A 16,875-nucleotide genomic window follows, 5' to 3' on the forward strand; every position below is an offset into this window, starting at 1 on the left:
GCGGTGCAATATCACGGTCTCGGGAGAAACGTCGTTGTCCTCAATGAAAACCATCGCTCTGCTTGGTCTCGTCGGCGCCGCCGTCCTCGGCACGGTCCCTACGGCCACCCTCGTCTTCGCGCAGGACGCCAAGGGCGACTTCGCCAACAAGCTCGATCCGAACGCCAAGGAGATCGATGAGCCGGTCCTGAAGGCCGCCGCCGCCGTGAAGGACGAGGACGGCAAGTACTTGGACAAGGACGGTCACCCGACCTTCCGCATCACCAACGACGGCAAGAAGGTCGATTGGTACACCTACGGAGGCTATCGCCGCTATCACGCCGAGTGCCACGTCTGCCACGGCCCGGACGGTATGGGCTCCACCTACGCGCCCGCCCTCAAGGATTCGCTGAAGCGCCTCTCCTACGAGGAGTTCTACGGCATCCTCGCTGGCGGCAAGCAGGACGTGAACAACACCTCCAACCAGGTGATGCCCGCCTTCGGCGATAACAAGAACGTGATGTGCTACGCTAACGACCTCTACGTGTACCTGCGCGCCCGCGCTGCCGGTGCCTGGGGTCGTGCCCGTCCGGCCGAGAAGGAAGACAAGCCCGAGGCCTACAAGAAGGCGGAGACCGAGTGCCTGGGCGGCTGATGCCCCGGAACCACTCTTTTATCGTCGTCGTCGCGCTCCTGCTGGTTGCAGCAGGGGCGCGCGACGCTCGGGCCCAGCACCTGCCCGATCTCGTCACGACCGATGTCCTGCGGGTCTGCTCGGACCCCGGCAACATGCCGTTCTCCCAGCGCAAGGGCGACGGCTTCGAGAACAAGATCGCGGCCATCGTTGCCGACGAGCTGAAGGTCAAGCTGCGCTACTACTGGTTGACGCAGGGGCCCGGCTTCGTCCGCAACACCCTCGGCAACGGATTGTGCGATCTGATCATCGGGACCTCGGGCGGCGAAGTGGTGCAGCCGACGAACCCCTATTATCGCTCGGCCTACGCCGTGGTGACCCGCAAGGGCGAGATCGAGGGCCTCAAGGCGCTCGACGACCCGCGGCTGAAGGACAAGAGGATCGGCGTCATCGCCGGCACCCCGCCCGTCGCGCGGATGAGCGAGGTCGGCCTCTCGGGCGAGCGGATGACGCCCTACCCGCCTTACGCCTTCGGCGACGACCGCAAGCACCAGACGGTCGCGGCCGGGGTCATCGCCGACCTCGCCGAGAAGAAGATCGACGTGGCGATCCTGTGGGGGGCGGCGGCCGGCTGGCTCGCCCGGCAGAGCGGCGTGCCGATGGATGTCGTGCCGCTGCTCAACGAGCCGGGGCGCCCCGCGCTGACCTTCCGGGTCTCGATGGGCGTGCGCCACGGCGAGGACGACTGGAAGCGCAAGATCAACACCGTCGTCCGCAAGCGCAAGGACGACATCGAGAAGGTGCTGCGGGATTACGACGTGCCGCTGCTTGCCGAGGAGGAGAACAAGCTCCTCGAACCGAGCGCCGACGCCAAGACGCCGTAAGTCGAATCTGAGGTGGCGACTAGAAAAGGGCCCGGATGCGCCAAGCGTCCGGGCCCTTTCTCATCTGTGCCGCTCGATGCCCGTGGCGTCGAGCTTGGCCAGGGCATCCCGCACGGTCTCGCCGCCGATGACGAGATCGGGGGCGATCTCGGCGAGCGGCACCAGCACGAAGGCGCGCTCGCGGACGTAGCGGTGCGGCAGGACGAGGCGTTCGTCCGACACCTCGGCGCCCTCGTAGGACAGCACGTCGATGTCGATGACGCGCGGCCCCCAGCGGCGGTCGCGCACCCGGCCGAGCGCCGTCTCGATGGCGAGGCAGGCCTCCAGCAACGCGTGCGGCGTCAGATCGGTCTCGACCGCGACCGCGGCGTTGAGGAACCAGTCCTGATCGGTGTCGCCCCAGGGTGGCGTGCGGTAATCGGCCGAGCGGGCGGTCAGGCGGATGCCGGGCCATGCGGCCAGCCGCTCGACGGCAGCCCCAAGCATCGCGGCCTTGTCGCCGATATTGCTCCCGAGGCCGAGATGAGCCCGCGTCATGGCCGGCGCTCCCGCTCGATCTCGATGGCCGCGTAATCGAGCACCGTCGGGATCGGTGCACTCGGTTTGTCGATCCGCACCCGGATGCGCTCGATCCGAGAGAACCGGGAGAGGCAGGTCTGGGCAATGGCCTCGGCCAGGGCTTCGATCAGGGCGAAGCGCCGCTCGGTGGCGGTCTCCACCGCGATCTGCGCGAGGTCGGCGTAGCTCACGGTGTGCGCCACGTCGTCGCTGCGTCCGGCCTCGGCGAGGTCGAGCCGGCAATCGAGCGAGATGTAGAAGCGCTGGCCGAGCCGCTCTTCCTCCGGGAGCACGCCGTGGCGGGCGAAGACCGCGATGCGGTGGACGAGGATACGGTCAGCCACGGGCGGTGTCCGGTCGCATCACCGCGTCGAGCACCCGCAGGGCCTCGACATGCTGGGCGACGTCGTGGACGCGGACGATGTCGGCGCCGAGGGTCCCGGCGAGCACGTGGGCCGCGATCGAGCCGACGAGGCGGTCGCGCGGGGCGGTCTCCCGGTCGTGCAGCCGCCCGAGCAGGCTTTTGCGCGAGACGCCGACGAGGAGGGGAAAGCCCAGCGCGCGGATCTCGGGCAGGCGCCGCAGGGCTTCCAGATGCTGATCCCAGCTCTTGCCGAAACCGATGCCGGGATCGAGGACGATATCGGCGTCCGGGATGCCAGCGCGGCGGGCGATGTCCAGCGAGCGCTCGAAGAAGCGCTTCATGTCGGCGACGATGTCGAGGTTCGGGTCGATCGTCTCGCGGTTGTGCATGACGATGACCGGCGCACCGTGCACGGCGGCGACGCGGGCGATGTCGGGCTCGCGCTGCAGGCCCCAGACGTCGTTGACGATAGTGGCACCGGCCTTCAGGGCCACTTCGGCGGTCGAGGCCTTGTAGGTGTCGATCGAGATCGGGACGGACAGGCCGGGGGCAAGCGCGACGATCACCGGCAGGACGCGGGCCTGCTCCTCGTCGGCCGGCACCGGCGCGTGGCCCGGCCGGGTCGATTCCCCGCCGATGTCGAGGATATGCGCGCCGTCCGCCATGAGGGCATCGGCCTGCGCGCGGGCGGCCGCGACGCCCTCGAACCGGCCCCCGTCCGAGAACGAGTCCGGCGTGACGTTGAGGATGCCCATGATCAGGGTGCGCCGCCCGAGATCGGGCAGCAGCGCCTGGAGACGACTCGGGGGAGGGGAGGCGGACATCAAGAACCGGATTTCAAGGCAAGGCGGCTTCGATCCGGCCTAGCCTCTCGAACGCCGGGAGGCCAGCCCCCGGCGAAACCCGATTAGGTCGCGCCGCGGTAGCAGCGGATCTCGGCTTCGGCCTGGGCGCGGCGGAGATCGGCGACGCGGTCGTCGAACATTTTGGTCGCCTTGAACGCGGTGGTGCGCTGGCCGATGCCCTGGCGCATCGACAGGATGGTCGAGGCCTGCACGTACTTGTCGTAGGGCAAGATCGCGGCCATCGCGTCGAGGGAGCAGGAGCACTTCTCCAGCGCCTCGCGTGTCTGTCCGTTGGCGGCCATGCAGCCGAACACGTAATCGGCCCTGGCATCCGTCGGATAATCGTTCTCCTCGGCCTGCGCAGGCGCAGCGAAGAGCGCGGCGAGCAGAGCCGCCGCGAACGCCTCAGGAATCCTTCTGATCATAGTCCAGCCTCTCTTCGAGGAGTTCGCCGCCGTCCGGCTTGGTGGCACGGGCCTGGATCGAGACGATTTCGCCCGGCACCTCCGGCGAGGTGACGAAGGTGTAGGTGAGCCCGTCGAAGCCGCGCATGCGGTCGGTCAGCGGGTCGCCGAGGAAGGGCTGCATCTCGATCTTCCAGCCCTCGACCTTGCGGCCCTTGAACTCGACCTCGGTCTTCGTGATCGTCGCCTTCTCGCGCATGCCCTTGCGGATGGCGTTCTTGAGGTAGCGCGGGTTGGCCTCCAGCAGGCCGGCGAGCCCCTTGAGGTGGTTCTCGAGGAACAGGCTGAGCACGGGGTTGCCCGGCATGTCCACGAAGGGTCCCGCGGGAACGCGGTTACCGCCGGAGAACATCTGCACCCGCACGTCGCGGCTCTCGGCGCTCTTGCCCGGCTCGATCGTGAACTTGATCTCGTCGTTGAGCGGCGGGCCGTAGGGACCGCGGACGATGCCGCTGCGGCGCAGGTAATCGTAGGTGATCGTGCTGCCCGGCGCGGTGTTCTTCATCTGCGGCCGCTCGAACAACAGGTCGCCCGCGTCCTGCTTGGTCGCGTCGGTCGCCGCCGGCGTCGGAGTGTCGGGGGCCGCCCATACGGCGGTTGTGGCCAGGGAAGTCGTGGTGAGGGAGGCCGCGGCGAGCGCGGCCAGCAGGAGGTTACGGCTCAAAGGGGTGCCTTCTCGGTCAAAGGACTTTGCACATTCGTCCCGATGGAGCGGTATATATAGTCCGGCGGGTTCTCGGCAGCCTCTTCCGCGGCGAGATCGCGCATCTTCCCGTGCAGCGGCGAGAGCGAGCAGGCCGGATCGGTGTTGGCGGCGTCCCCGGTGAGCGCCAGCGCCTGGCAGCGGCAGCCGCCCCAATCCTTCTCCCGCCGGTCGCAGGAGCGGCAGGGCTCCTTCATCCACGAGGTGCCGCGATAGGCCGCGAACGCCGGCGATTGCGTCCAGATGTCGCCGAGCGAGTGGTCGTTCACGTACCAGAATTCGAGGCCGGGGATGGTCTCGGCGGCGTGGCAGGGCAGCACCTTGCCCTGCGGCGTCACGTTCATGAGCTTGCGGCCCCAGCCCCCCGCGCAGGCCTTCGGGTACTTGGCGTAGTAGTCCGGCACCACGAGGTCGATGACGAGCTGACCCTTCAGCCGCTCGCGCGCCGCCTCGACGATGCGGATCGACTCGTCGACCTGCTTCTTGTCGGGCATCAGCGAGGCGCGGTTGACGTAGGCCCAGCCGTAATACTGGGTGTGGGCCACCTCCAGCCGCTTGGCCCCGAGCTTGACCGCGAGGTCGATGAAGCCCGGTACCTCGTGGATGTTGCCGCGATGGATCACCGAGTTCAGGGTCAGCGGCAGGCCGAGTTCGGTCACGCGGGCCGCGAACTGCATCTTCTGGGGCTGCGCGTTCTTCAGGCCGCCGATCTTCTCCGCGTTGGCGGCATCGACGCCCTGCACGGACAGCTGCACGTGGTCGAGGCCGGCGTCGTAGAGGGCGTCGAGCTTGGCGAGCGCCCCGCCGACGCCGGAGGTGATCAGGTTCGAGTAGAGGCCGAGTTCGGCGCATTTGGCCGTGATCTCGACGATGTCGTTGCGCGCGGTCGGCTCGCCGCCCGAGAGGTGGACGTGCAGCACGCCGAGCGCCGAGGCCTCGTTCAACACCCGCAGCCACGTCGCCGTGTCGAGTTCGGCCGAGCGCCGGTCGAGTTCGAGCGGGTTCGAGCAATAGGGGCAGCGCAGCGGGCAGCGGTGGGTCAGCTCGGCGAGCAGACCCACGGGCGCCGGGATGACGTCGGCGGGGGAGGGGGCGGGCGCGGGTGCGTTCATCGCTCCAAGACCCTTTTCTGCGCGAGGTCGGCCAGCATCACGACGATGTCGGCCTCGATGACGGCGGGGTCGGCGTCGTAGGTCTGGCCCAGGGTGCGGGCGATCTGCGAGACGCTCGCGGTGCCGTCGACGAGCTTGAGGACCGCGACGGCGTTGTCGTCGAGGTCGAAGGTGCGCTCGGGGGCGAGCAGCACGTGCTTGTTGCGCACCTCATCGAAACGCAGGCGCACGCCGCGCGGCAGCCGCGGCACGTCGCCGCCCGAGAAGGCGGCGGGCTTCCCTGCGGGCAAGCCCTCCGACACGAGGCCCTCGCCCGGCTGCCACGCATCCGGCGGGATCATGCCCGGCGCCACATACGAGAAGTACAGCGCGTCGAGCTGGGTCCAGAGCACGTTGCACTTGAAGGTCAGCGCGGCCATGGCGGCGCGTTGCTGCTCCGGCGTCCGGGCGTGCTGCTTCACGTAGTCGAGGGCGAAGTCGGCGTCGCGCGGGGCCTGGGTCAGGCGCTTGTCGAAATAGGCCAGCGTGTCCTTGGTGATGAAGTCGTAGTTCTTCAGCATCCCGGCGACGCGCTCGGAGATGATGGTCGGCGAGAACATCTCGGTGAGCGAGGAGGCGATGGCCTCCAGCAGGGAGCGCTCGGAGACGAAATGCACGTAGGCATCGACCGAGAAGCGCGTCGCCGAGAGGATGCCCTTGGTCGAGAGCACGTAGTCGCGGGTGAAGCCGACACCCTCGGCGAGCTTCAGCCAGCGCTCGATGCCGCCATCGCCCTCGTGGTCGCCGTCGTGATCGACGATGCGCTGGCGCCAGATGCGGCGCAGCTGCGCGTCCGGCAGGCGGGCGAGCACCGCGGCGTCCTTCACCGGGATCATCGCCTGATAATAATAGCGGTTGAGCGCCCAGGCCCGCACCTGATCCTTCGAGAGCTTGCCGTCGTGCAGCAGGCGATGGAACGGGTGCAGGTTGTGGTAGCGGCGGGCGCCGATGTCGCGCAACGCCGCCTCCAATTCCTCATGGCTCAGGAGCCGGTCGCCGGCGTCGGGGACGGGGGGCAGAAATTGGGCGGTCATGGCGTTGGGCTCTCCCCGTCTCTCTGGCGTTTTTTTGGGACTCTCGGGGGCGCGTCCTGAGAGTGACTCTAAGATGGGCCGCGGTGCCCGTGAAGGACAGGGCGCCCACCGCACGATTGTATCGTGCAAAATATATTGGGCCGGCCCGGGGGAAGCCAAGGGGCCTCCGGGCCTTGCCCTCTTAGTTCCGGCTTAGAGGTCGAGCGCCAGCCCGTCATGGGCCACGGTCCAGCCCCGCGCTTCGACGCTCGCGCATTCGGGGGAATCCTCGACCAACACCGGATTGGTGTTGTTGATGTGGACGAACACGCGCCGGCGGATCTCGACATCGGCGAAGGACGCGACCGAGCCGGTCTCGCCGTTCATCTGGATGTGGCCCATGCGCCAGCCGGTCTTGGTGCCGACGCCCGCGCGGATCATGTCGTCGTCCTCCAGGACCGTGCCGTCGAACAGCAGGGCATCGACGCCCGAGACGCGGGCCTTGAGGTCGTCGGTGACGCGGGCGCAGCCGGGGATGTAGGCGAGCCGCTTTCCCCCGGCCTCGATCATGGTGCCGACCGTGGTCTCGGTCTCGGCGCCGATCTGCATGGAGGCGTCCTCCAGCCAGAGCGGCACCTTGCCGGGCACGGAGAACAGGGTGACCTTGAGGCCGGGCACCGGCTCGAAGGTCTCGTTCAGCGAAATCGTCTGCCGCTTCACCACGTCGGCCGCCATCACGTCGAAGACGCGGTTGTCGGTGACCGATCCGAGGATGCCGGGCGTGGCGTAGAGGGTGAAGGGCTGGCCCTCGCGGAGCGTCAGCAGGCCCGCGACGTGATCGACGTCGCCGTTGGTCAGCAGCACCGCGTGGATCGGCGAGTGGCGCAGGCCCTCGCGCGGATGCATCTGCGGGTTGGCCTGGATCTGCTGGCGGATGTCGGGGGAGGCGTTCAGCAGGAGCCAGCGCTCTCCATCGGGAGAGACCGCGATGCTCGACTGCGTGCGCGGCTTGACGCGGGCGTCACCCGCCCAGGCCAGGGAACAGATGGAACAGCGGCAGTTCCACTGGGGAACGCCGCCGCCCGCTGCCGAGCCCAGGATCACGACATGCATGGTGTTGACCCGCTCGTCCGCGATCGTCCAGGCCCGGCTCAACCCTTCTTAGTTGAAGGTGTCGATCTCGGCCGACTCGTAGCTCGTGACTTCCATGCCGACGCAGATCTCGGAAACGATGGGGGCGGCCCACTTCATGGTGTTTCTCCTGCAACATTATCGGACATCAGGGTCTCGCGATCGACACTCTAAGAAGATCGTAAGATACTGACGGCGCACTGATTTTTCAGCGCTGGAGGTGTATCGCCCAACCCGGCCCGGCCCGCAAGACCCAAATTGCCGCTTTTTCCCAGCTCACCGTGCGGGATGTTGCCGAAAGCCTTAACGGCGGTGGGGGTGCGTTCACCGCAACGGACCGGCAGGCGGGGGCCATGGCCCTGACCCGTATCGGGTTTTTCGCGGCGCCCGCGGCGGCCCGCCGCAGGGGGCGAAATCCGTCTCGCTCCGGACGCCGGCGGCCGGCTGCCATGCCGAGGCGATCCCGAGGGCGACAGCGCCGAAAATTGCATGGGGGGCGGCGCCGGCTTCGATCGAAGCGGAGGCGGTTGCGTATTTCTCGGCAAGAAAACTATGTTCCAAGCACGATGCGAGGGGCGCCGCCCCCTGGCGTCGGGTCGTCGCTGAGCGACCGTCCCGCATCGGGTTCATCGCGAAAGCGTACCCGATCCCACCCGAAGCCGGAGCCGCGAAAGCATGCGGATGATCCAACAGATCCTGGGCAGCCGGCAGGATGCGGACTTGGCCGCGCGGCTGCACCATCTCGACCATCACGGCGCCGTCGACATCCTGCGGGTGGACGGGGCCGACGTCGCCCGGCGGCGACTGCGCGCCGTCACCGCGGGGGGCGAGGAGATCGCGCTGGCGCTGCCGCGGGATCAGGCCCTGTTCGACGGGGCGGTGCTGCTGCTGGAAGAGAACCGCGCCATCGTGGTGCGGGTGGGGGCGGAACGCTGGCTGCAGTTGGAGCCCAAAGACCCGGCGGATGCGCTCGAACTCGGCTACCACGCCGGCAACCTGCATTGGCGGGTGCGGTTCGCGGAAGGGGCGCTGCTGGTCGCGTTGGAGGGGCCGGTCGAGAGCTACCTCGTGCGGCTCGGCGCCCTGGTCGAGGAGGGCCGCGTCGCCCATTCCGTTGTCGATCCGGCAAAAGATGCGGGTGGGGCCTGAGCCGGTGCTCGCGGAGCTGATCGCGTTCCAGCAGGCCGATGCCGCGTTTCCGAGCGGCAGCTTCGCCTTCTCCAACGGCATCGAGGGCTTGGCGGCGCAGGATTCCGGCTTCGGCGAGGTCGAGTTGGCAAAAGCGGTGGCGGCGGCGCTCGACTTCCGCTGGGCCGGGACCGACCGGGTCGCCCTCGTTCTGGCCCACCGGGCGGGGGCCGACGCGCTGCCGCGGCTGGCGGCGGTGGATGCGGCTTTGGAGGCGGCCTCGCTCGCCGAGCCGATGCGGATCGGTAGCCGGCGCAACGGTGCCTCGCTGCTGGCGGCCCATGCTCGCCTCGGCACGGCAGGCGCGGCCCAGATGCGGGCCGCGGTGCGGGCGGGTTCGATGCACGGGCACCTCGCCACCGTGCAGGGCGCGTTGTGGCGCGGGCTCGGTCTGTCCGAGGAGAAGGCGGGATCGATTGCCGGCTACGGGTTTGCCGCCGGCCTCACCTCGGCCGCGGTGCGGCTCGGGCTGGTCGGCGCCATCGAGGCACAAAGGGTGCTCTCCGGCGCGCTGCCGCGGATCGCCCGGATTCTGGAGCGCCCGGTCGAGGAGCATGACGACATCGTGCTCACCGGCTTCACCCCGCTGATCGAGATCGCCGCGATGCGCCAAGCGCAGGCCGAACTCCGGCTGTTCGCGAACTGAGAAGGACGCGCCGATGCTGCTCACGCCGACCGAACTCGAACGGCTGACGATTTTTTCCGCCGCCGAACTCGCCCGCAAGCGCCGGGCGCGGGGGCTCCGGCTCAACTATCCCGAAGCGGTGGCGATCATCACCGACGAGATCCTGGAGGGTGCCCGCGACGGGCGCTCGGTCGCCGACCTGATCGGCTGGGGCTCGACGATTCTGACGACCGACGACGTGATGCCCGGCATCGCGGCGATGATGCCGATCTTGCAGGTCGAGTGCGTCTTCCCCGACGGGACCAAGCTCGTCACCGTCCACGAGCCGATCCGCCCCGCGGAAGGGTCCGAGCCCGACACGCTGGAGCCCGGCGCGATCCTGCCGCTCGAAGGCGACATCGAACTCTCGGCGGGCCGCCCGCGGGTGACGCTGGACGTCACGAATACCGGCGACCGCCCGGTGCAGATCGGCTCGCACTACCACTTCTTCGAGGTCAACCGGGCGCTCGATTTCGACCGCGCCAAGGCCCTGGGCTTCCGCCTCGACATCCCCGCCGGCACGGCGGTGCGGTTCGAGCCCGGCCAGCGCAAGACCGTGACGCTCACGGGCTTCGGCGGTGCGAAGGAACTCACCGGCCTCAACAACCTGACGCAAGGGCGGCTCGACTCGGATGCCGCCCGCGCCGACGCGCTGGCGCGCGCCAAGGCCCGCGGCTTCAAGGGCGCCTGAGCGCCCGTTCGAGATCGCACCGATGCCGCCATACGACGATCCCACCCATCCCCCTCATCCTGAGGTGCGGAGCGAAGCCTCGAAGGAGGGCTCCAGCGGAGCGCGCGATCCCTGGAGCCCTCCTTCGAGGCCCGCTCTCGCGGGCACCTCAGGATGAGGGGGGTGGATGGGATGAGTCGGTCGAAAAGCCTCTCAGAATGAGGGGGTGGGGTGGGATGAGTCCGTCGAATAGGTCTTGAGGGAAAGTCACAAAGAAATGGTCACGATCCCCCGGCGCGATTACGCGGCCCTCTACGGCCCCACCACCGGCGACGGGGTGCGGCTCGCCGACACCTCGCTCGTCGCGGTGGTCGAGCACGACCACGCGGTCTACGGCGACGAATGCCTCCACGGCGGCGGCAAGACGCTGCGCGACGGCATCGGGCTCGCGCCCGGCGTCACGGCGGCTGAAGGAGCCCTCGATTTCCTGCTCTGCAACGTCCTCGTGATCGACCCCGTGCTCGGCATCGTGAAGGGTGATCTCGGCATCAAGGACGGGCGCATCGTCGGTCTCGGCAAGGCCGGCAACCCGGCGATCATGGACGGCGTCGATCCGCGCCTGATCGTGTCGGCGGGCACCACGGTGCGCGACTGCGAGGGGTTGATCGCGACGCCCGGCGCCATCGACGTGCACGTTCACTTCGATTCCGCGGGGCTCCCCGACCACGCCATCGCGTCGGGCGTTACGACTTTGCTCGGCGGCTCGCTCGGACCGATCACGGTCGGCATCGATTCCGGCGGGCCGTTCAATACGGGCAAGATGCTCCAGGCGGCCGAAGCGTGGCCGGTCAATTTCGGTTTTCTGGGCAGGGGCAACACCCACCGGCCCGCAGCTCTGAAGGAACAGTTGGAGACCGGCGTACTGGGTCTCAAAATCCACGAGGACTGGGGCGCGATGCCGGCGGCGATCGACTCGTGCCTCGCCTTCGCCGACGAGCACGACTTCCAGGTCCAGCTCCACACCGACACGCTCAACGAGTCCGGCTTCGTCGAGGACACCCTGGCGGCGATCGGCGGCCGCACGATCCACATGTACCACACGGAAGGGGCGGGCGGCGGGCATGCGCCGGACATCATCCGCGTGGCCGGGCTGCCGCATTGCCTGCCGTCCTCGACGAACCCGACCAATCCCTACACGGTCAACACCTTCGACGAACACCTCGACATGACGATGGTGTGCCACCACCTTAATCCGGCGCTGCCGGAGGACGTGGCCTTCGCCGAGAGCCGCATCCGGGCGCAGACCATCGCGGCCGAGGACGTGCTGCACGATATCGGCGCGATATCGATGCTCGGCTCCGACAGCCAGGGCATGGGCCGCATCCACGAGGTGATCTGCCGGACATGGCAGCTCGCCTCCAAGATGAAGGACCAGCGCGGCGCCCTGCCGGAGGAGAAGCCGGGCTTGGGCGACAATGCCCGGATCAAGCGCTACATCGCCAAATACACGATCAACGCGGCGCGCACCTTCGGCATCGACGCCCATATCGGCTCGCTGGAACCGGGGAAGATGGCCGACATCGTGGTCTGGCGCCCGGCCTTCTTCGGCATCAAGCCGGAACTCGTCATCAAGGGCGGCTTCATCGCCTGGGGCGCCATGGGGGATTCCGCGGCGTCCTTGATGACCTGCGAGCCGATGCTGATGCGCCCGCAATGGGGGGCGTTCGGGCTGGCGAAGCAAGGCCTGTCGGCCTGCTTCGTCCATCCGCTGGCGATCGAGGGCGGGCTTCGCGACAGCTTAGGGCTTCGAAAGAACCTGCTGCCGGCCCGCGGCACCCGCACGCTCACCAAGGCCGACATGCTGTGGAACGACCTCTGCCCGGAGATCCGGGTCGATCCGCAGACCTTCGAGGTGTTCGTGGACGGGCAACTCGCCACCTGCGAGCCCGCCCGCACCCTGCCGCTCACCCAACGCTACATGCTGCGATGAACGCTCCCGTGACCGCATTCCCACAGCCCGTCACCGCCGCTCGCATCGGCATCGGCGGCCCCGTCGGCTCGGGCAAGACCGCGCTGATCGAGCGGCTGATCCCGGAATTGCAGGCCCGCGGCGTCGATCTCGCGGTCGTCACCAACGACCTCGTCACCAAGGAGGATGCCGAGCGCCTGCGCCGCTCCGGGCTGATCGACCCGGCCCGGGTCGAGGCGGTGGAGGCCGGCGCCTGCCCGCACACCGTCATCCGCGAGGACCCGACGCTCAACATCGCCGCGGGCGACGATCTGGAGGCAAAGTTCCCCGGCCTTCAGCTGCTGATCTTCGAGTCGGGCGGCGATAATCTCGCCTCGACCTTCTCGCTCGATCTGGTCGATTGGTGGATCTTCGTCATCGACGTGGCGGGCGGGGACGACATCCCGCGCAAGCGCGGCCCCGGCGTGCTGCGCTGCGACCTGCTGGTGGTCAACAAGACCGACCTCGCCCCACATGTCGGCGTCGATCTCGAAGGCATGCTCGCCGAGGCCCGGCGGGTGCGCGGCGACAAGCCGGTGGCGGCCACCAACGCCCGCTCCGGCGAAGGGATCGCGGCGGTCGCCGACGCCATCGCCCGCGCCGTGCTGTTCGCGCCTTGATGTCGTCGTTGACGGATCGCACCTCGGGCGAGGTTCTGGAGACGGTCGGCCGCCGGGCCGAGGCGCGGCTCGTCTTCGCCCGCGGCGGCGGCGCGACGGTGCTGACGCGCCAGCACGTGCCCTACCCGTTCCACGTCACGCGGGTGTTTCGCCTGCACCCGGAGGCGCCCGATCTGGCGAGCCTCTACCTGCAATCGGCCTCGGGCGGCCTCTACCGCTCGGATCACCTGACGCTCGCCATCGAGGCGCGGCCGGGGGCGCGAGCCTTCGTCACGACCCAGGCCGGCACGGTCGTCCATCGCGGCGGCCCGCTGCCGACGCGGCAGGACACGCGGGTGCGCGTCAGTACGGATGCGTTCCTCGCCTACACGCCGGACCCGCTGATCCTGTTTCCCGGCGCCCACTTGAGCATCGCGACCGAGATGGAGGTGGAGCCCGGCGCCCGCGCCATCCTCACCGAGAGCGTGGCCTGCCACGATCCGGCGGGGAGCGGCCTGCCGTTCGAGCACCTCACCATGAGCCTGCGCCTCACCGATCCGTCGGGCCGGACCTTGGTGCGGGAGCGCAGCGCCATCGACGGCCCCGCCTTCACGGCGGCGGATTCACCGCTGGGGACGCACCGCGCCTACGGCACGATGATCCTGATCGGCCCCGCCGACCTCCTGCCGGCACCGCGCACGCTCCAGGCGGAAGGCGACGCGGCCGGCTGCCTTGCCGGGGCGAGCCCGCTGCCGAACGGTGCGGGGCTGGGGCTGCGTATCCTCGCGCCCGACGGCGGCCGACTCTCGACCGGCCTCGACGCGCTGGCCCGGCTCGCGTTTCAGGCGCTCGGCGGCTGCGCGCCGGCTCGGCGGCGGAAGTGAAGGGGCCGCTACGAGCGTCTTTTTGATCGGCTTCTCCCACCCATCCCCTCATCATGAGGTGCCGCGCGAGCGGCCTCGAAGGAGGGCTCCAGCGGATCGCGCGATCCCTGGAGCCCTCCTTCGAGGCTACGCTTCGCTCCGCACCTCAGGATGAGGGGGACTGGTAGGAGCAGTCTGTCGAACGAGCCCTGAGCCCCTACTCCGCCGCCCCGGCCGGGCGGCGGCGGCGCTCGGAAGCCACCAGCGCCAGGAAGCGCGGGATCGTGTGGAGGTAGCGGCCGGTCAGGCGGCGCGGCTCGCGCAGGAGGCGGTAGGCCCATTCGAGGCCGGTGACCTGGAACGCCACGGGCGCGCGGGGCACCCGGCCGGTCAGCACGTCGAAAGCGGCGCCGACGCCCATCGCCACGGTGCCGGGCAGATGCGGGGCGTGCTCGGCCATGAACAGCTCCTGCTTCGGCGTGCCGAGCCCGATCCAGAGGATCTGCGCGCCGGAATCCCGGATGCGCTGGTGCATGGCGGCGGTCTCTTGCGCATCGAGCGGGCGGAACGGCGGCGTCTCGGTGCCGACGACCTGAAGGCCCGGAAGGCGCGCCTGCATCGTCTCGGCCAGCGCCCCGGCGACGCCCTCGCCGCCGCCGAGGAAGTAGTGGCGCCAGCCGTGAACGAGGCCGGCGCGGCAGACCGCCTCGACCGACTCGATGCCCGGCACCTGCCCGATGCCGCGGGCGCCGCGCAGGCGCCCGAGCCAGTAGAGCGGGCGCCCGTCGGGGCAGACCAGCATGGCGGCCTCGTGCGCGGCGAGCAGGCGCTCGTCCTCCGTGGCGCGGACGATGCCGTGGGCATCGCGAAACACCACGAAGGTGCCGGGCCGGATCCGGCCGGAATCGAGGCGGCGGCGGATCGCGCCGATCATGCCCTTCATGTCGACGGCGGAAATGCCGGTCCCGGCGAGGCGGAACCGGGCGACCGCGGGATCGTGGCTCATCGGGCGATCTCCAGAACGGGGGTGGTGAGCGGGAGGGGGGCGGCCGCGCGGGCGGCGCAGGCCCGGCGGTAGATCGAGAGGAGCGCCGACGTGGTGGCCTCCTCGGTCCAGTCGCGCAGGTAGGCGGCACGCGCCGCCTGGCCCATGCGGCGGGCGGCGGGCGGGTCGGCGAGGATGCGGGCCATGGCACGCGCGAGATCGTCCGGATCGCCGGGGGTGACGAGCAGCCCCGTCACGCCGTCCTCGACGAGGTCGGCGAGCGCGCCGATGCGCGAGGCGATGACCGGAGTACCGGCCGCGAAAGCCTCGGCGACCACCATCGGCAGGCCCTCGTACCAGAGCGACGGGACGACCAGCGCGGCGGCGCGAGCCATCCGGGCCTGGACCTCGGCGCCCGGCAGCGTGCCGAGCAGGTCGATGCCGGGGGCGCCTTCGAGCGTGTCCCGCAGCGGGCCTTCACCCGCGACGTCGATGCTCTGGCCGAGTTGCGCGGCGGCGGCTTTGAGGGTCTCGACGCCCTTCTCGCGGCTGAGCCGGCCAGCGAACAGGATTCTTTGGCGAGGCGCCTCGGAGGGTTCGCCGGGGTCCGGCAGACCGTTCGGCTTCACCACGATGCGCTCGGGCGGCAGGCCTGCCGCGACGAAGCGGCCGCGGGCAAACGGAGTCAGCACCACGAAGGCATCGACGTCGCGGGTCCAGGTGCCGATGCGGCGGTGGCGCTCGATCATCCGGGCGACCGCGAAGGTGCCGATTTTGGAGCCGCGGTAGCAGCCATGGCGCACAGCCGCATAGGCCGAGCCGGTGACGCAGGTCTCGCAGGGTTGCCCGTCGCGCATCAGCAGGGCGCCGGCGCAGGCGAGGCGGAAATTGTGCAGCGTCTGGACGGTCGCCGCGCCCTCCGCCCGCACCGCGGCGAAGACGCCGGGCGAGACCAGCGGGAAGGTGTTGTGGGCATGCACCACGTCCGGCCGGAACCGGCGCACGGCCTCGACCACCCGCGCGATGCCGCGGCGCGCATGCGGCGCCTCGAAGGCCGCGCGCAGGCGATCGACCGGCCCCTTGATGTCGTCGTTGGAGAAGAACAGCGTCTCGACCGTGCAGCCGGCCCGCGCGAGCGCCGCCGCCTCGCGCTCCACGACGGCATCCTCGCCGCCGCGGATCTGATAGCGGTTGTGGACGATGAGGACGCGGCGCGCGCTCACCGGTTGCGGCCCCCGCCCCCGAGGAAGTCGGCATAGGCGCGGGCCAGCCCCTCTTCGAGGCCGGTCATCGCGCGCCATCCCAAGCCGGCCAGACGCGACACGTCGAGCAGTTTTCGAGGGGTGCCGTCCGGCTTGTCGGAATCGAAGGCGAGTTCGCCCTGATAGCCGACGACCTTCGCCACCGTGCGGGCGAAGTCCGCAATGGTCACGTCCTCGCCGGTGCCGACGTTGAGGATGTCCTCATTCGACCAGTTCTGCATCGCGAACACGCAGGCGTCGGCGAGGTCGTCGACGTAGAGGAATTCGCGGCAGGGCGTGCCCGTGCCCCAGATCGTGACGCTGGGCGCCCCCGCCTCGCGCGCCTCGTGGAAACGGCGGAGCAGCGCGGCGGCGACGTGCGAATTCTCCGGATGGTAGTTGTCGCCCGGCCCGTACAGGTTCGTCGGCATCACGGCGACGAAGTCGCTGCCGTGTTGCTTGCGATAGGCCTGGCACAGCTTGATCCCGGCGATCTTGGCGACCGCGTACCACTGGTTGGTCGGCTCCAGCGGGCCGGTCAGAAGCGCGTCCTCGGTCATCGGCTGGGCCGCGTGCTTGGGGTAGATGCACGAGGAGCCGAGATACAGGAGCTTCTCCACGCCGCGATGGTGTGCGGCATGGATCACGTTCGCCGCCATGGCGAGGTTGTCGTAGAGAAAGGTCGCCGGATAGCGGTCGTTGGCCTGGATGCCGCCGACCGTGCCGGCGGCGTGGAACACCGCCTGCGGGCGCACATCCGCAAAGTAGGCCTCGACCGAGCCGAGATCGCGCAGGTCCACCCGCTCGCGGCCGTGAGCGAGAACTTCGCAGCCCTCGCTCGCGAGGCGGCGCACGAGCGCTGCCCCGGCCATGCCGCGGGCGCCCGCCACAAAAACCCGTTTGCCCGAGAGGTCGTAGCGCATGAGGCTGC

The 16,875-nt window shown here is 69.6% G+C and carries 20 protein-coding genes; 8 read left to right on the plus strand and 12 right to left on the minus strand.

What is annotated here, in order from left to right; genetic code table 11:
- The first annotated feature begins 43 nt into the window (after nucleotides 1-43).
- Both xoxG and xoxJ read left to right on the plus strand, forming a co-directional pair.
- Complete coding sequence (xoxG, locus tag ASG52_RS23345; RefSeq protein ID WP_056248510.1) at nucleotides 44-634, plus strand: methanol metabolism c-type cytochrome XoxG; 591 nt, start codon at nucleotides 44-46, stop codon at nucleotides 632-634.
- Complete coding sequence (gene xoxJ / locus ASG52_RS23350; RefSeq protein ID WP_056248513.1) at nucleotides 634-1,497, plus strand: rare earth element methanol dehydrogenase accessory protein XoxJ; 864 nt, start codon at nucleotides 634-636, stop codon at nucleotides 1,495-1,497. Before xoxG ends, xoxJ begins: the two co-directional genes overlap by 1 nt.
- Nucleotides 1,498-1,557: 60 nt before the next feature.
- Here the strand turns inward: xoxJ and folK are convergent, their stop codons facing one another.
- The 9 genes from folK to pqqA all read right to left on the minus strand — a co-directional run bounded on the left by folK (nucleotide 1,558) and on the right by pqqA (nucleotide 7,846).
- Entirely contained in the window at nucleotides 1,558-2,034 is a 477-nt protein-coding gene (gene folK, locus ASG52_RS23355) for a 2-amino-4-hydroxy-6-hydroxymethyldihydropteridine diphosphokinase (RefSeq protein WP_056248516.1), read from the minus strand.
- Nucleotides 2,031-2,399, minus strand: coding sequence for a dihydroneopterin aldolase (gene folB / locus ASG52_RS23360; protein ID WP_056248518.1), 369 nt, complete (start codon nucleotides 2,397-2,399; stop codon nucleotides 2,031-2,033). The genes folK and folB overlap by 4 nt, the downstream gene beginning before the upstream one ends.
- Nucleotides 2,392-3,243: a dihydropteroate synthase gene (folP, locus tag ASG52_RS23365; protein WP_056248520.1), complete on the minus strand. Its 852-nt coding sequence runs from the start codon at nucleotides 3,241-3,243 to the stop codon at nucleotides 2,392-2,394. Before folP ends, folB begins: the two co-directional genes overlap by 8 nt.
- A gap of 83 nt (nucleotides 3,244-3,326) precedes the next feature.
- On the minus strand, nucleotides 3,327-3,689 hold the full coding sequence (locus tag ASG52_RS23370; RefSeq protein WP_056248523.1) for a hypothetical protein: 363 nt from the start codon (nucleotides 3,687-3,689) through the stop codon (nucleotides 3,327-3,329).
- Nucleotides 3,670-4,392, minus strand: a complete 723-nt coding sequence (locus ASG52_RS23375; RefSeq protein ID WP_056248526.1) for a hypothetical protein — start codon at nucleotides 4,390-4,392, stop codon at nucleotides 3,670-3,672. Before ASG52_RS23375 ends, ASG52_RS23370 begins: the two co-directional genes overlap by 20 nt.
- Nucleotides 4,389-5,543: a pyrroloquinoline quinone biosynthesis protein PqqE gene (pqqE, locus tag ASG52_RS23380; RefSeq protein ID WP_056248528.1), complete on the minus strand. Its 1,155-nt coding sequence runs from the start codon at nucleotides 5,541-5,543 to the stop codon at nucleotides 4,389-4,391. Before pqqE ends, ASG52_RS23375 begins: the two co-directional genes overlap by 4 nt.
- On the minus strand, nucleotides 5,540-6,616 hold the full coding sequence (gene pqqC, locus ASG52_RS23385; protein ID WP_056248530.1) for a pyrroloquinoline-quinone synthase PqqC: 1,077 nt from the start codon (nucleotides 6,614-6,616) through the stop codon (nucleotides 5,540-5,542). The genes pqqE and pqqC overlap by 4 nt, the downstream gene beginning before the upstream one ends.
- Before the next feature lie 192 nt (nucleotides 6,617-6,808).
- Entirely contained in the window at nucleotides 6,809-7,708 is a 900-nt protein-coding gene (gene pqqB / locus ASG52_RS23390; RefSeq protein ID WP_056248879.1) for a pyrroloquinoline quinone biosynthesis protein PqqB, read from the minus strand.
- Between the two features lie 48 nt (nucleotides 7,709-7,756).
- Nucleotides 7,757-7,846 carry a pyrroloquinoline quinone precursor peptide PqqA gene (gene pqqA / locus ASG52_RS23395; RefSeq protein ID WP_012317526.1) on the minus strand — a complete coding sequence of 30 codons (90 nt, stop codon included), beginning with the start codon at nucleotides 7,844-7,846 and terminating at the stop codon, nucleotides 7,757-7,759.
- A 555-nt stretch (nucleotides 7,847-8,401) separates the two neighbouring features.
- Between pqqA and ureE the strand changes: the two genes are divergently transcribed.
- The 6 genes from ureE (at nucleotide 8,402) to ASG52_RS23425 (ending at nucleotide 13,739) form a co-directional block, all read left to right on the plus strand.
- Nucleotides 8,402-8,875, plus strand: coding sequence for an urease accessory protein UreE (gene ureE / locus ASG52_RS23400; RefSeq protein WP_056248533.1), 474 nt, complete (start codon nucleotides 8,402-8,404; stop codon nucleotides 8,873-8,875).
- Between the two features lie 4 nt (nucleotides 8,876-8,879).
- Nucleotides 8,880-9,560 (plus strand): urease accessory protein UreF, encoded by a 681-nt coding sequence (locus tag ASG52_RS23405; RefSeq protein ID WP_056248883.1) that lies wholly within the window; start codon nucleotides 8,880-8,882, stop codon nucleotides 9,558-9,560.
- 13 nt (nucleotides 9,561-9,573) lie between these two features.
- Complete coding sequence (locus ASG52_RS23410; RefSeq protein WP_056248536.1) at nucleotides 9,574-10,269, plus strand: urease subunit gamma; 696 nt, start codon at nucleotides 9,574-9,576, stop codon at nucleotides 10,267-10,269.
- Nucleotides 10,270-10,525: 256 nt separating this feature from the next.
- The gene (gene ureC / locus ASG52_RS23415) at nucleotides 10,526-12,238 is read left to right on the plus strand and encodes an urease subunit alpha (RefSeq protein ID WP_056248539.1); all 1,713 of its coding nucleotides are present in this window, start codon (nucleotides 10,526-10,528) and stop codon (nucleotides 12,236-12,238) included.
- Nucleotides 12,235-12,876, plus strand: coding sequence for an urease accessory protein UreG (ureG, locus tag ASG52_RS23420; protein WP_056248541.1), 642 nt, complete (start codon nucleotides 12,235-12,237; stop codon nucleotides 12,874-12,876). Before ureC ends, ureG begins: the two co-directional genes overlap by 4 nt.
- A gap of 8 nt (nucleotides 12,877-12,884) precedes the next feature.
- On the plus strand, nucleotides 12,885-13,739 hold the full coding sequence (locus ASG52_RS23425) for an urease accessory protein UreD (protein ID WP_286159152.1): 855 nt from the start codon (nucleotides 12,885-12,887) through the stop codon (nucleotides 13,737-13,739).
- A gap of 196 nt (nucleotides 13,740-13,935) precedes the next feature.
- Here ASG52_RS23425 and ASG52_RS23430 read toward each other — a convergent pair whose 3' ends face one another.
- Genes ASG52_RS23430 through ASG52_RS23440 form a run of 3 tightly spaced genes read right to left on the minus strand, consistent with a single transcriptional unit; the run spans nucleotide 13,936 to nucleotide 16,867 of the window.
- Complete coding sequence (locus ASG52_RS23430) at nucleotides 13,936-14,724, minus strand: WecB/TagA/CpsF family glycosyltransferase (protein WP_056248546.1); 789 nt, start codon at nucleotides 14,722-14,724, stop codon at nucleotides 13,936-13,938.
- A complete protein-coding gene (locus ASG52_RS23435; protein WP_056248550.1) occupies nucleotides 14,721-15,926 on the minus strand; it encodes a glycosyltransferase in 1,206 nt (401 codons plus the stop codon). Before ASG52_RS23435 ends, ASG52_RS23430 begins: the two co-directional genes overlap by 4 nt.
- The gene (locus ASG52_RS23440; RefSeq protein ID WP_056248553.1) at nucleotides 15,923-16,867 is read right to left on the minus strand and encodes a GDP-L-fucose synthase family protein; all 945 of its coding nucleotides are present in this window, start codon (nucleotides 16,865-16,867) and stop codon (nucleotides 15,923-15,925) included. The genes ASG52_RS23435 and ASG52_RS23440 overlap by 4 nt, the downstream gene beginning before the upstream one ends.
- Nucleotides 16,868-16,875 lie beyond the last annotated feature (8 nt).

It is taken from the genome of Methylobacterium sp. Leaf456 (assembly GCF_001425465.1).
Lineage (GTDB): Bacteria > Pseudomonadota > Alphaproteobacteria > Rhizobiales > Beijerinckiaceae > Methylobacterium.